General features: G+C 44.2%; 11 protein-coding genes. 7 read left to right on the top strand and 4 right to left on the bottom strand.

All coding sequences use genetic code 11. The annotated features are described in order from the left end of the window. Window positions 1-208 precede the first annotated feature (208 nt). Window positions 209-1255, top strand: a complete 1047-nt coding sequence (locus BacF7301_RS24070; RefSeq protein WP_167966749.1) for a L,D-transpeptidase — start codon at window positions 209-211, stop codon at window positions 1253-1255. Between the two features lie 900 nt (window positions 1256-2155). Here BacF7301_RS24070 and BacF7301_RS24075 read toward each other — a convergent pair. Together BacF7301_RS24075 and BacF7301_RS24080 are read right to left on the bottom strand one after the other, a co-directional pair. Continuing rightward, the gene (locus BacF7301_RS24075) at window positions 2156-2704 is read right to left on the bottom strand and encodes an NUDIX hydrolase (protein ID WP_167966750.1); all 549 of its coding nucleotides are present in this window, start codon (window positions 2702-2704) and stop codon (window positions 2156-2158) included. Window positions 2705-2777: 73 nt separating this feature from the next. Continuing rightward, window positions 2778-2951: a hypothetical protein gene (locus tag BacF7301_RS24080; protein WP_167966751.1), complete on the bottom strand. Its 174-nt coding sequence runs from the start codon at window positions 2949-2951 to the stop codon at window positions 2778-2780. Window positions 2952-3097: 146 nt separating this feature from the next. On the opposite strand from BacF7301_RS24080, the gene BacF7301_RS24085 reads away from it, so the two are divergent. The 5 genes from BacF7301_RS24085 (at window position 3098) to BacF7301_RS24105 (ending at window position 10892) form a co-directional block, all read left to right on the top strand. Then, window positions 3098-4567, top strand: a complete 1470-nt coding sequence (locus BacF7301_RS24085; RefSeq protein WP_167966752.1) for a 4Fe-4S dicluster domain-containing protein — start codon at window positions 3098-3100, stop codon at window positions 4565-4567. Beyond that, entirely contained in the window at window positions 4548-5594 is a 1047-nt protein-coding gene (gene hydE / locus BacF7301_RS24090) for a [FeFe] hydrogenase H-cluster radical SAM maturase HydE (protein ID WP_167966753.1), read from the top strand. Before BacF7301_RS24085 ends, hydE begins: the two co-directional genes overlap by 20 nt. Then, window positions 5594-7012, top strand: a complete 1419-nt coding sequence (hydG, locus tag BacF7301_RS24095; protein ID WP_167967293.1) for a [FeFe] hydrogenase H-cluster radical SAM maturase HydG — start codon at window positions 5594-5596, stop codon at window positions 7010-7012. The genes hydE and hydG overlap by 1 nt, the downstream gene beginning before the upstream one ends. Before the next feature lie 59 nt (window positions 7013-7071). Further along, complete coding sequence (hydF, locus tag BacF7301_RS24100; RefSeq protein ID WP_167966754.1) at window positions 7072-8262, top strand: [FeFe] hydrogenase H-cluster maturation GTPase HydF; 1191 nt, start codon at window positions 7072-7074, stop codon at window positions 8260-8262. Window positions 8263-8363: 101 nt separating this feature from the next. After that, window positions 8364-10892, top strand: a complete 2529-nt coding sequence (locus BacF7301_RS24105) for an alpha/beta hydrolase family protein (protein ID WP_369805664.1) — start codon at window positions 8364-8366, stop codon at window positions 10890-10892. An 82-nt stretch (window positions 10893-10974) separates the two neighbouring features. On the opposite strand, the gene hisS is transcribed toward BacF7301_RS24105, so the two are convergent. Continuing rightward, on the bottom strand, window positions 10975-12339 hold the full coding sequence (gene hisS / locus BacF7301_RS24110; protein WP_167966756.1) for a histidine--tRNA ligase: 1365 nt from the start codon (window positions 12337-12339) through the stop codon (window positions 10975-10977). 187 nt (window positions 12340-12526) lie between these two features. Between hisS and BacF7301_RS24115 the strand changes: the two genes are divergently transcribed. Next, window positions 12527-14095 carry a hypothetical protein gene (locus BacF7301_RS24115; RefSeq protein WP_167966757.1) on the top strand — a complete coding sequence of 523 codons (1569 nt, stop codon included), beginning with the start codon at window positions 12527-12529 and terminating at the stop codon, window positions 14093-14095. Between the two features lie 127 nt (window positions 14096-14222). Here BacF7301_RS24115 and BacF7301_RS24120 read toward each other — a convergent pair whose 3' ends face one another. Beyond that, window positions 14223-14903: a zinc metallopeptidase gene (locus BacF7301_RS24120; RefSeq protein ID WP_167966758.1), complete on the bottom strand. Its 681-nt coding sequence runs from the start codon at window positions 14901-14903 to the stop codon at window positions 14223-14225. Window positions 14904-15007 lie beyond the last annotated feature (104 nt).

Raw genomic sequence — 15007 nt, forward strand, 5'->3', positions numbered from 1 at the left:
TAGATGTTATCCGTCTTTTTCAGGCGGAACGCTAAAGACATTGCGAAAAGCGTGCCAAAGTAGATAAATGATTCTTTGTCAGAAATTGACTGACAAAATGACTGACAACCCATACCTTATGGCAAAAAAGTATATTTGTTCTATACTTTTTAAACAAAATAAAAGGTTTATTCCTTATAATGACGTATATTCGTAAACAGACCATTTAATGCATTGTACTAATAATATGAATAAAATAGCATCCGGCATATTTATCGCCTCTTGCATCTTCTGCTCCTGTAATTCGCGTACAGGAGAGATTTCGTCTGCCGAAATCCAGCCATCGGATTCATTAATGCAGGACACGATTACTGAAACCGCCGCTAAACCTGTCGTTGAAAAGCTGACAGGGGAGCAGATACATATCACCAAAGATTTACTCTATGACAAATACACACTGGATGACACCTATCCTTATAAAGATACTACCCGACAGTTTCAATGGGATAAAATAAAAGAACGGCTGGCCTTGCTTGAGAATATACAGCTACAACCCACCACATGGGCTATTCTTCAGAACTATAAGAACAGGAACGGGGAAGCTCCCCTTGTAAGGAATTTCAAGAGAAATGCTTACGGACGGGTGGCAGATACTCTCGGAGTAGAACGCTACCAATCCGTTCCCCTCTATCTACTGACGGACACACTCGTTCCCGAGCGTTACGGACAGGACGGTGAACTGACCCGTTTTATAGAAGACGGAGAAAAGTTTGTCAAAGCGGAGCCGATATTTACGGGAGATGAATGGATGATTCCCAAGAAATATGTCAAGGTTATCGGAGATACGATTGTTTTCAACAATGCTGTTTTCGTAGACCGGCACAATCAGAATATCACCTCTCTTGAACGCAGCGGAAAAGGGGAATGGATAGTGCGCAGCATGAATCCCTCCACTACCGGACGCCACCTTCCGCCGTATGCGCAGGAGACTCCTTTAGGTATGTTTGTATTACAGGAAAAGAAAGTCAAAATGGTATTTCTCAAAGACGGTTCGAAAGAGACAGGCGGTTATGCGCCTTATGCCAGTCGTTTCACAGATGGGGCCTATATTCATGGAGTACCTGTCAATGCGCCGCGCAAGACGCTGATAGAATACAGTCCGTCATTGGGAACGACACCCCGCTCGCATATGTGTGTGCGAAATGCAACCTCGCACGCCAAATTCATTTATGACTGGGCGCCCGTGAATGAGACTGTTGTTTTTGTATTGGAATAATTGGAGCTTTTTCCGTATGCATTCGGGTTAATCAATCTTTGTACATTAATAGGCTAATTCTATTTTAACTTATAGAAGCATCTCCAAAAAAATAATTTTATGATTTTACCCTCACACCCTCATAAATCATCTCAAAGTCTTTATTCATCGGCATTCCAGCTATGAGAGCAGGCTATAATAGCACCCTGAGAGTAAAAGTTACCCTCATACCCATTCGAACGAATACCAAGATGCTAATACCTGAAACACAAGGTATTAACAGTTATTCCTTCAAGCATTAACACCCTAAACTTCAACCATTAATAGTTGAGAAACCAGGTATTAACACATAAAAAGTGATGTAAAATGACTGATAAACGGAGTAATGCTACTTAAAGTTACAGGTTGAACGAGATAATAGGTACAGGTGAAGTTATTGTAATCTATTCCATTATAAGACCAAATCTACACAGAAAATATCTGTTTATACAGGCAGACAATCTGTAGCCCACGTGCAAACAGAAGTTTCAACAAGGGAAAGTTTCAGTTTCGTGCCTTGAAACTTTAGTTTCCAACCCTTGAAACTTTAGTTTCAAAGGCTTGAAACTAACTGTTTCAAGGGTAGAAACAAAGTGTTTCATTACTTGAAACAAAGTGTTTCTCACCGTGAAACCAACTGTTTCAAGCCATGAAAAAGTCCGAGCAAAGGATGCCACACAGTGATTGCTTACGTGTTCTATGTGTGAGTACCTTGAATATTCGTAAAATTGGTATGAGAGTAACTTTTACTATCAGGGTGCAACCGCAGCCTGCCCTCATAGTTGTAACACCGATGAATAAAGGGGTTTGGTGAATCTATGAGGGTATGAGGGTAAAATCATAAAATTATTTTTTGGGGAGATGCTATATGATGATTTTAAATTATAAACCAGCCATATATTTCCAAAGCGGAGCGGCATTCAGTGACTGCATGATTTCATTATTTTCGAGTAGGCTCCTTACCTCTTCCAAGGTGAGCAAATGAACGGAAAGGTCTTCGGTATCTTCCAGATGCTGATGGTCTATCAATTCCACATCTGTGGCAAGAAAGCAATGTGTCAGGTTGGTGTGAGTGCTCGGATTGGCGGAAACCACCATATATTCCTGCCAGTTTCCTTTTCCATAGCCCGTTTCCTCCCACAGTTCACGCTGGGCGGACACTAATGGCGAAGCATCTTCGGTTTCACACACACCGGCACAAAGTTCATAACAGGTTCGCTGGATTCCAGGACGGTACTGGCGGACAAATACAAATTTGCCTTCTTTCGTGATGGCAATCGTATTCACCCAGTCGGGATATTCCAAAATGTAATATTCGGGGATATGGTTTCCGTTGGGAAGCAACATATCTTCACAGCGTACAGTCAGCCATGGACGGCGAAATAGATACTTGCTACTTACCGTTTTCCAGGCTTTATTCTTTTCTTCCATAAGGTTTCGTTTTTATTCCGACAAAAATAATGATTTTCACCGGAATACCGCACCTTTTTCTGTTTTCTATCTTTTATTCGTCTATGTCGATACAGGTAATCTCTATCCCCTGTATTTGTTCCAGGTATTTCTTGGTCGAACTAACCAGAGAACTTCCCATATAGAATAAAAACATCAAGCTGATAATAACCATCAGCGCACCAATCATTGCAAACCTGCTGCGTTGTTCAAAAATACTGCTGTTCATACCTCTATCTCCTCTCCTTTTTTGTCTACTACAAAGATAACACGCGACGGGCTACAAAAAAATGACAAGAATGTTACAAAAGACTTAAATATTGAAATTCTGTTCGTATCTTTGCACCAGCTAACTAACAACCTCTTTATTACAATATGGCATTTACGAATAATATTATGATTGTCCGGCACAAATTGCTGGCTGACCTTGTTAGACTCTGGAAAAACGACCAGTTAGTAGAAAAGATAGACCGACTCCCGATTGAGCTGAGTCCGCGGAAATCAAAACCGCTGGGACGTTGCTGCGTACACAAAGAACGGGCGGTGTGGAGATACAAGACTTTTCCGCTGATGGGACTGGACATGACAGACGAACACGACGAAGTGACTCCGCTTTCCGATTACGCACGCATGGCGTTGAGCCGTCCCGAACCGGACAAGGAAAATATCATGTGCGTCATTGACGAAGCATGTTCTTCCTGCGTACAAATCAATTATGAAATTACGAACCTTTGCCGCGGATGTGTAGCCCGCAGTTGCTACATGAACTGCCCGAAGGACGCGATACGATTCAAGAAAAACGGTCAGGCCATGATTGACCATGACACATGTATCAGTTGCGGCATTTGTCACAAAAGCTGTCCTTATCATGCCATTGTGTATATCCCTGTGCCTTGCGAAGAATCTTGCCCGGTAAAGGCTATCAGCAAAGACGAGAATGGTACAGAATACATTGACGAAAGTAAATGTATCTATTGCGGTAAGTGTATGAATGCTTGCCCGTTCGGTGCTATCTTTGAGATTTCACAGACTTTCGATGTATTGCAACGGATTCGGAAAGGAGAAAAGATGGTCGCCATCATTGCTCCGTCTATTCTCGGACAGTTCAAGACTTCCATCGGACAGGTATATGGCGCTTTTAAAGAAATAGGATTCACTGATGTAATAGAGGTAGCCGAAGGCGCCATGTCGACTACCAGCAACGAAGCCCATGAATTGCTGGAGAAACTGGCAGAGGGACAGAGTTTCATGACTACCTCCTGTTGCCCTTCTTATATAGAATTGGTGGAGAAACATATTCCGGGTATGAAACCCTATGTATCCACCACCGGCTCACCGATGTATTATGCGGCACGGATTGCCAAAGAGAAGCATCCGGATGCAAAAATCGTATTCGTCGGCCCTTGCGTAGCTAAACGCAAAGAGGTACGTCGCGATGAAGCCGTGGATTACATTCTGACATTTGAAGAGGTAGGTTCTATCCTCGACGGACTGGGTATTCAGTTGGAGCAGGTGCAGGAGTTTTCCGTATTGCATACTTCCGTCCGCGAAGCACACGGTTTTGCCCAGGCAGGCGGTGTGATGGGAGCGGTCAAGGCTTATCTGAAAGAGGAAGCGGAGAAAATTAATGCGATACAGGTATCGGACATTAACAAGAAGAATATAGCTCTGCTACGTGCTTGTGCCAAGACAGGAAAAGCTGCCGGGCAGTTTATTGAAGTGATGGCTTGCGAAGGTGGATGTATCACCGGCCCAAGTACGCACAATGACATTGTTTCAGGACGTCGCCAACTGGCACAGGAGCTTCTCAAACGGAAAGAGAGCTATGAAACAATGGATAGATAAATTACGGAAGGAAAGAACGCTCCGGCAGGAAGAATTCCGGCAACTGTTGACTGGATGTGACGCAGAAACCCTGCGCTACATCAACCGACAGGCGCGGGAAGTGAGCCTGCTTCACTTCGGAAACAAGATTTATATCCGTGGCCTGATTGAAGTCAGCAACTGCTGCCGGAATAATTGTTATTATTGCGGTATCCGAAAAGGGAATCCGGCTATCGAGCGTTACCGGTTGACCGGGGAAAGTATCCTGGATTGCTGTAAGCAAGGTTATGACTTGGGGTTCCGTACTTTTGTATTGCAAGGCGGAGAAGACCCTGCTCTGACGGACGACCGGATAGAAAAAACAGTCTCTGCCATCCGTCGGAATTATCCGGATTGCGCTATCACCCTGTCGCTTGGTGAAAAGCCGCGCGACGTGTACGAACGTTTCTTCCGGGCAGGCGCTAACCGCTATCTGCTCCGTCACGAAACCCACAACGAACAGCATTACCAACGACTGCACCCGGCAGAAATGTCCGGCAAACGACGTTTGCAATGTTTGCAGGATTTAAAGGATATCGGTTATCAGACGGGAACAGGAATCATGGTCGGCAGCCCCGGACAAACGGTGGAGCATATCATCGAAGATATTCTGTTTATAGAAAGACTTCGTCCTGAAATGATTGGTATCGGCCCTTTCCTGCCCCACTATGACACGCCTTTTGCCGAATATCCCGGCGGCACGGTGGAGCAGACCCTTCTTTTATTATCCATCTTCCGCCTGATGCATCCGTCCGCACTGATTCCGGCAACAACGGCTTTGGCCACGCTGACTCCTGACGGCAGGGAACGGGGTATATTGGCAGGAGCGAATGTAGTCATGCCCAATCTGTCCCCCCGGGAAGAACGGAAGAAATATGAATTATACAATGACAAGGCTTCACTCGGAGCTGAATCCGCCGAAGGACTGGCCGTGCTGCAAAAGCAACTGAACGCCATCGGCTACGAGATTTCCACCGAAAGAGGAGACTTTAATACAATAGAATTATGATGTACCAAGCAGATTCATCAAAAGCAGAAGAGTTTATCCACCACGAAGAGATTCTGGATACACTGGAATACGCACAAAACAACAAGGATAACCGTGTACTGATTGAACAACTTATTGAAAAGGCTGCCCTGTGCAAGGGACTGACCCACCGTGAGGCAGCCGTCCTGCTGGAATGCGACCAACCTGACCTGATAGAACGTATCTTTCATCTCGCCAAAGAAATCAAACAGAAGTTTTACGGCAACCGCATCGTGATGTTCGCACCGCTTTATTTGTCGAATTATTGCGTAAACGGTTGTATATATTGCCCGTATCATGCCAGGAACAAGACTATCGCACGCAAGAAACTGACACAGGAAGAAATCCGCCGGGAAGTGATTGCTTTGCAGGATATGGGACATAAGCGCCTGGCTCTCGAAGCCGGAGAGCATCCGTCACTGAATCCGATAGAATATATCCTTGAATCTATCCGGACGATTTACAGCATCAAGCACAAGAACGGTGCAATCAGGCGGGTAAACGTCAACATCGCCGCCACTACGGTAGAGAACTATCGTCGCCTGAAAGAAGCGGGCATCGGCACCTATATCTTGTTTCAGGAAACCTACCATAAGGAAAACTACGAAACGCTCCACCCCACCGGCCCGAAAAGCAATTACGCTTATCATACCGAAGCCATGGACCGTGCCATGGAAGGGGGAATTGACGATGTAGGAATAGGTGTACTATTCGGTCTGAATACTTACCGGTATGACTTTACAGGTTTGTTGATGCACGCGGAGCATTTGGAAGTCAAATTCGGTGTAGGCCCGCATACGATTAGCGTTCCGCGCATTTGCTCGGCAGATGATATTGACGCGGGAGATTTCCCGAATGCTATCTCCGATGAGATATTCAGCAAGATTGTAGCTGTAATCCGCATTGCGGTTCCTTATACGGGAATGATTATTTCCACCCGTGAGTCACAGGAATCCCGGAAGAAGGTGCTCGAACTGGGTATTTCGCAAATCAGCGGCGGTTCGCGTACCAGTGTGGGCGGATATGCAGAAAAAGAATTGCCTGATAATAATTCTGCCCAGTTCGATGTCAGCGATACACGGACATTGGATGAAGTAGTCAACTGGTTGCTCGAACTTGGCTATATCCCCAGTTTCTGCACAGCCTGTTATCGGGAAGGAAGAACGGGCGACCGTTTTATGTCTTTAGTCAAATCCGGCCAGATAGCCAATTGTTGCGCTCCGAATGCCTTAATGACTTTGAAAGAATACCTGGAAGATTATGCTTCGGAAGATACACACCAAAAAGGTTTGGAACTTATTCTGAATGAAACGGAACGGATCCCTAACCCTAAAATCAGAGAAATAGCTATCCGGAATCTTAAAGCCATCGCCGAAGGCAAAAGAGACTTTAGGTTTTAGGGCAAGGTGCCCTGCCAAATTTCCATGCGGATGGATACTAATTAAAATATAGAAAGAATATGAGCCTAACAGATACTCCAAATGCCAACAGACTTCATATAGCCCTTTTCGGTAGACGGAACAGTGGTAAGTCTTCTCTTATCAACGCATTGACAGGACAGGATACCGCAATCGTCTCGAATACGCCCGGGACAACGACCGACCTTGTTTCCAAAGCAATGGAAGTTCACGCCATCGGGGCTTGTCTTTTTATGGATACTCCGGGATTCGACGACGAGGGGGAACTTGGAGAAATGCGTATCGCCCGGACATTGAAAGCGATTGAAAAGACGGACATTGCCTTGTTGCTTTGTGAAGATGATACGCTTTCCTGCGAACACGAAATGTTGAAGCAACTGAAAGAGAAGAATATTCCTGTTATACTGATACTGAACAAGATGGATGTTCGTGAAAATGCCGTTGAACTAGTTGCACATATGGAGCGGCAATTCAACATACGCCCGTTGCTTGTCAGTGCAAAAGAAGGGACAGGAATCGAGGAAATCCGACAGGCGATTCTTGAAAAACTTCCTTCGGACTTCGGGCAGCAAAGTATCACCGGAGCTCTTGTCGCAGAGAATGACCTCGTATTGCTAGTCATGCCGCAGGATATTCAAGCACCTAAAGGCAGGCTTATCCTGCCACAAGTGCAGACTATCCGTGAACTATTGGATAAAAAATGTCTTGTAATGACTTGTACCACTGACAAACTATCGGAAACCTTGCAGGCTCTCGCCCGCCCGCCGAAGTTAATCATCACCGATTCGCAAGTCTTTAGAACTGTCTATGAACAGAAACCGGACGAAAGTAAACTGACTTCTTTCTCGGTTCTCTTTGCCGGATACAAGGGGGATATTCATTATTATGTAGAAAGCGCTGCCGCCATTGAAAGCCTGACGGAATCGTCACGCATACTGATAGCGGAAGCCTGTACGCACGCTCCCCTTTCCGAAGATATAGGAAGAGTGAAACTTCCGCATTTATTACGAAAGAGAATCGGTGAGAAACTGCAAATCGACATAGTTAGCGGAACGGATTTCCCCCACGACCTGACTCCTTACTCTTTGGTTATCCATTGCGGAGCATGTATGTTTAATCGTAAATATGTACTCAGCCGTATCGACCGTGCACAGGAGCAACATATTCCCATGACGAATTACGGAGTAGCCATTGCTTATCTCAATGGAATACTTAGTCAAATAGAATACTAAAAAGGAAGCTATTTAGTTGTATGCTAAAATCAGAATCCTTACATTTGTTCGAATCTATTATTAACCTCTTTATTAATTTACAACACATGAAAAAGAAAGGAATGGTCTTTACCATTTTTCTGGCGACCGGGCTTGTTTTTCAAGTACAGGCACAAGAGAAACTGACAGAGTACAAAGTAAGAAATGCTATCGAAATCCGTACCCCTATCATGAACGACAGCATTAATCCGAAAGGAGAAAAACATTCTGTAAAGATGTTGCTCAAAACTCCGGTAGTACTGGACTTACCGGACGCACAGATGCAAACATTGACTGTTGATACGGCAGGCTATCTAAGTTTGGAAAAAGCAGGGCAAAACAATAAACTCTACTTGTTTAAAACACAAATACGTGCAGAACGTTTCCTGAAAGGAAAACTGAAAGTAACTTCTCCCGTCCGTTGGGAAATGTTTATTGACGGAGTTTCCAAACAGACGAAAGACGCTGCCGAAGACAGTATAACTTCCGCCTCTTCCCGCGAAATAGCCATCACTATGGAGCCGGAACGCGATTATGAAATTACTTTCAAACTGCTTTCCGCCCCGGAAGACAAAGCAGCCCCTACCCTGAAATGCGAATTGATTAAAGACGATAAATTCAAGGAAATCGCCTGCACGCTTACTCCCGATGCCAAGCAACGCTTCTCACTCGACAATACAGTGTATGGAAACCGGACAATCTCTGTCGCCGTTTCTCCGAGCGGGAAGTATTTATTAACCCGCTATTGGGATAATCATTCCGCCAAACGTTCACGCACATATTGCAAACTCAGCGACTTAAAAACCGGAAAGGTTCTTTTGGACAACGCAAGAGACGGCATGCGATGGATGCCGAAAAGTGACAAGTTGTATTATACCGTTACGGCACTAAGCGGAAATGACGTAATTGCCCTCAATCCCGCCACCCTTCAAGAAGAAGTGATTTTAAAAGGAATACCCGAACAAGGTTTCACCTGGTCGCCCAATGAAGACTTCCTTATTTACTATCCCAGGGAAGAAGGGGAAAAGGAAGAAGGCGCTCTCCGCCGTATTGTAAGTCCGGCAGACCGTATTCCAAATACCCGGGGACGTAGTTTCCTGGCTAAGTATGACGTAGCCAACGGAGTTTCCGAACGGCTGACTTATGGTAATCACAGTACTTATCTACAGGATATTTCTCCTGACGGAAAGTATATGATATACAGCACTTCCAAAGAAAATATCACTCAACGTCCTTTCTCCCTGTCTTCTCTCTATATCGTAGATTTAGAGACTCTGAAAGTAGATACTCTTTTCCGGAACGAAAGGTTCCTGGGTGGTGCCAGCTATTCACCGGACGGAAAACAGTTGTTACTGACCGCAAGTCCCGAAGCATTCGGCGGCATCGGTAAGAATTGCGGCAATCATCCCATAGCTAATGATTTCGATACGCAAGCCTTTATCATGGACTTGGCTACCCGCAAAATACAGCCGATAACCAAAGACTTCAACCCTACCGTAAGTCCGCTTCAATGGAATCGCGGAGACGGATGCATCTATTTCAATACGGATGATGGTGACTGCAAGAACATTTACCGCTATTCTCCGAAAAACGGTAACTTCGAGAAACTGAACCTTGAAGAGGATGTTATCAGCGCTTTCAGCTTATCTGAATATAATCCGGCTATTGCCGCCTATATCGGTCAATCGGATACAAGTTCAGGGGTTGCCTATCTATATGATATAAAGAAAAAGACTTCCCGCCTGTTGGCTGACCCGATGAAACCGATTTTGGATAAAATAGAATTAGGCAAAACAGAGCCTTGGAACTTCACCGCTTCAGACGGAACGGTTATCACCGGCAAAGTGTGTCTCCCACCCGACTTCGACCCGAATAAGAAGTATCCTATGATTGTCTATTATTATGGTGGAACCACTCCTACAACACGTGGCATCGGGAGTCCATATTGCGCACAATTGTTCGCTTCACGTGATTATGTAGTATATGTCATTCAGCCTAGCGGTACTATCGGCTTCGGACAAGAGTTTTCTGCCCGCCACGTCAATGCCTGGGGAAAACGTACTGCCGATGATATTATCGAAGGCACGAAGCAATTCTGCAAAGAACACTCGTTTGTGGATGCGAAACGAATCGGATGTATCGGTGCTTCTTACGGTGGATTCATGACTCAATACTTGCAAACCCAAACCGACATTTTCGCTGCTGCCATATCTCACGCAGGTATCAGTGATGTGACCAGTTATTGGGGAGAAGGCTACTGGGGCTATTCATACAATGCGATTGCGGCTGCCGACAGCTATCCCTGGAAGAATCCGGAACTGTTCACTAAACAAGGTTCTCTGTTCAATGCCGATAAGATTAACACTCCGTTGTTATTACTGCATGGCACTGCCGACACGAATGTACCTATCGGGGAAAGTATCCAGCTTTTCAATGCACTGAAGATATTAGGCAAGACGGTAGAGTTTATCACAGTAGATGGTGAAAACCATTTCATTTCTGATTACGATAAGCGTATCAAATGGCACAATTCTATCATGGCTTGGTTTTCACGCTGGCTGCAAGACCGTCCCGAATGGTGGAATGAGTTATATCCGGAACGTCATTTGTAATCCCTGAAAAGAATAAAGGTGTCGCTGATTCTACAGTCAACGACACCTTTTTATTATATCCTTATTTATCTATTATCTCTGCTTATTTCTTCACAGCAGCAATCAATTCTTCTGCCGAAACAAGGTTCTGTTCTCCTGTCTCCATATTCTTCAGCATTGCTTTACCCTCGTTCATCTCGTTTTCACCGACAATAGCTACAAACGGAATATTCTTTGCATTAGCATAGCTCATTTGTTTCTTCATCTTGGCAGCATCCGGGAAAATCTCTGCACGAATACCGGCTGCGCGTACTTTAGCCAGGATTCCCATAGAGAAGGCAGCTTCCTTTTCACCGAAGTTGATAAATAGAACTTCCGTTCCGTTCACTGCTTCTTTCGGGTAAAGTTCGAGCTGGTTCAATACATCGAAGATACGGTCTGCACCGAAAGAGATACCGACACCCGACACTCCTGCCATACCGAACACACCGGTCAGGTTATCATAACGGCCGCCACCTGTGATACTACCGATTTGTACATCCAGTGCTTTTACTTCAAAAATAGCACCTGTGTAGTAGTTCAGTCCGCGAGCCAAAGTCAGGTCAAGTTCGATTTCATTCTTTAATCCCATTGCTGACAATGTATTCAGTATGAATTCGCTTTCTTCCACTCCCTTCAGTCCCACTTCACTGGCAGATAATACGTTCTTCAATGTGGCTAGTTTTTCCGCATTCGTTCCGCTGAGAAGAATAATCGGCTGCAATTTAGCGATAGCCTCATCGCTGATACCTTTGTCTTTCAACTCGGCATTTACGTTATCCAAACCGATTTTATCCAGTTTATCTATGGCAACGGTTATATCGACAATCTTATCCGATTCGCCGATAATTTCAGCAATACCGGAAAGAATCTTGCGGTTATTAATCTTAATGCATACACGGATATTGAAACGGCTGAACACCGTATCGACAATCTGCATCAACTCTACTTCATTCAGCAAAGAATCACTGCCTACCACATCCGCGTCACACTGATAAAATTCACGATAACGTCCTTTCTGCGGACGGTCGGCACGCCATACCGGTTGAATCTGATAACGTTTGAACGGGAAAGTGATTTCATCACGATGCATCACTACGTAGCGTGCAAAAGGCACTGTCAAGTCATAACGCAACCCTTTCTCACAAAACTTACTTGCCAACTTGGCAGCATTGCGGCTCAACAGTTCTTCATCAGTTATCCCGGAAAAGTAATCTCCCGAATTCTGAATCTTGAAGAGTAGTTTATCCCCTTCATCGCCATACTTTCCCATCAACGTAGAAAGCATCTCCATCGAAGGAGTCTCTATCTGCTGGAATCCATACAAATGATATACGTCACGAATCGTATTGAATATATAATTACGCTTCGCCATCTCTACCGGCGAAAAGTCACGAGTTCCTTTAGGAATACTTGGTTTTGCTGCCATAATATTACTGTTTATAATTTTAATTGCGCAAATTTACTGCAAATTTCCGAGCAACGCTTGCATATATCTGAAAAAATGCTCAATATTGCACCCTAAGTTATGCAAAACTGTTCAAACAGATAGCGGCATAACACTTTTGGAAACTTTAAAGACCGAAAATAGAATGAATACAACTACTATTTGCTCAATGAAAAAGACGAAAATTCTTTTTATTACTGCTTCACTTTTAGCAATGCCGATACTGGCACAAAACAATATCCAGGATGCCCCGCCTTTCAAAAGTACCCGCACTACGGTACATCAAGCCATACAAAAAGATACCGCATGGACAGCGGGTGCCGTTGTCGACCAAATTCATTTTGTAAGATATGACCGCAACGGAAGGAAGATAGCAGAGAACTCACTAAAGCCGGACGGTAGTGCCGACAGTAAGATTATCTTCGTTTACGATAAAGACGGGAATATAGTAGAGGAAGTCATCGCTTCTATCAAAAAAGGCGGAGTGAGCGATGTCTATCAATACCATTATGACGCACAAGGCAGGATGGACGGCAAGAAGAAACTTAATGCCCAACGGACTGTAGTAGGAATAGACACCATCATACGCAACGAAGCCGGGCTAATCATACAAAGAATCCATGCGGGAGTAATCTACTCTCCTTCAAGAGAACCCAAAGAAAGAACATACCGTGAAGCGGTGAATATCTTCTACAACGATGAAGGGCAGGTCACGGAAGTCATTGAAGAAAGTACGCTGAACAGGAATGGCAACCCCGGCAACCGGGAGCTGCTTAAAAAAGACACAATACCGTTAAAGCCCTATTCGGAAGGGAAGTTTGCACGATATAAAGCTCCCAAAAGCAAAAGAGTGGACATATCCTATGACCAGTACGGCAACTGGATTAAACGTATGGAATACAATGGTCCCAACCCTGAATATATCGTCATGCGTGCCATCGAATATGCCGGAGCGGAAGATACGGACTGGAAAGAACTGTTACTCCAAGGGAAAGTGAAAACCGTACACCAGACTTCGTACATAGCGCTTCCCAACGGCCCCGACATCATCAACAGAGGACAGAAGAAAGGTTATTTCTTTATTTGCAAATTTGACAAGAACGGACGAAAGACAATGGTTTCACATTTCTCGGACGCAGGCATACCGGAAAGTACTACCGAATATGTATATGACGCTAATGGAAACGTAGAGAAGGAAATAGAAAAACTACCCAATGCCAAAATAGAAAGTACTTCGTTGTTAACATACAATGATGACGGCAGGGTGAAAAGCAAATCCCTAATGGACGCCAACAATGAAATGCTGCGCAAGACTATTTTCCGCTATGACGGAGAAGGCAATTGTATTGCAGAATTATGCTTCGGCAAAGACGGTTCAAAATATAGTGATGTCCGCAAGCAATATGACCCATACGGTAATTTGATTATGAAACAAATATTGGTAGCCCCGGCAGACGCCAAGGGGACGGAGTTTCAACCGATAACCCGTATATGGAACGCCAAAGGCAGAATCGTTGAGGAAAAAATAGGCATTCCCGAAAACGAACGAAGTTATACTTATCAATACAGTACCCGTGGCGAAGTTATTTCCGGCACAGAAGCAATAAACAATGAACCGCCTGTTAAATTCGTATATAAATTCTATAATGACAAGCACGGGAACTGGAAAAAACGCATTAAGTTTATTGATGATAAACCTGTATTATACGAAGAAAGAGAATATACTTATTACGAATAGCAGGCATAATAAAAATTCAGCATATAAAAAACAAAGCGTCTCCATAGCATTTGTTAAGGCTATGGAGACGCTTTGTTTTTTTATAGAGAGAGCCGTTCAAAACCCGCATACTCTCTTTTTTCATTTCTTAGTTTCTTCTACCCATTGCAATCATGATGTAGTAAACCAACGTAGCCAATGAACCTAACGCAGCAACTACATACGTATAAGCAGCAGAGCGAAGAGCATCTTCAGCCTGTGCATGATTGCGTGAATTGGTGATGCCGGACGAACTCAACCAAACGAGTGCACGCTTACTTGCATTGATTTCCACCGGCAGCGTGATAAAGCTGAACAGTGTAGTCATGGCAAACAGGATAATACCCGCCCACAATAATTGCGGGAAAGAGTTTATCAGCAAGATACCACCCAACAGAACCCATGTCATAATGGAAGACGCAAAGTTCACAACCGGAACCAATGCACTACGCATTTTCAATGGAGCATACATACGTGCATGCTGCACAGCGTGTCCACATTCATGAGCTGCTACGGCAGCCGCCATTATACTATTACTTTCATAGACCCCTTCACTCAAATTCACTGTTTTATTAGTGGGATTGTAGTGGTCGGTCAACTGACCCGGTGTATGTGTAACCTGTACATCATAAATTCCATTGTCATGCAACATCTTTAAAGCTACGTCGCGTCCTGTCATGCCATTTCCAGTAGGAATCTTGGAGTACTTCTTGAACTTGTTCTGCAAATTCATCTGTACCAACCAGCTTACTACGGCAATTCCAATAAATAATACCCAATAAGACATCATATACTTTTCATTTTAATTATTACTCACTATCTATATAAACAAATTGTTTGCCAAAAGTAAGGGGAAACTATCAATGTCAGAATAGTTTCCCCCTGCTTTTATGA

Source organism: Bacteroides faecium, assembly GCF_012113595.1.
Taxonomy (GTDB): domain Bacteria; phylum Bacteroidota; class Bacteroidia; order Bacteroidales; family Bacteroidaceae; genus Bacteroides; species Bacteroides faecium.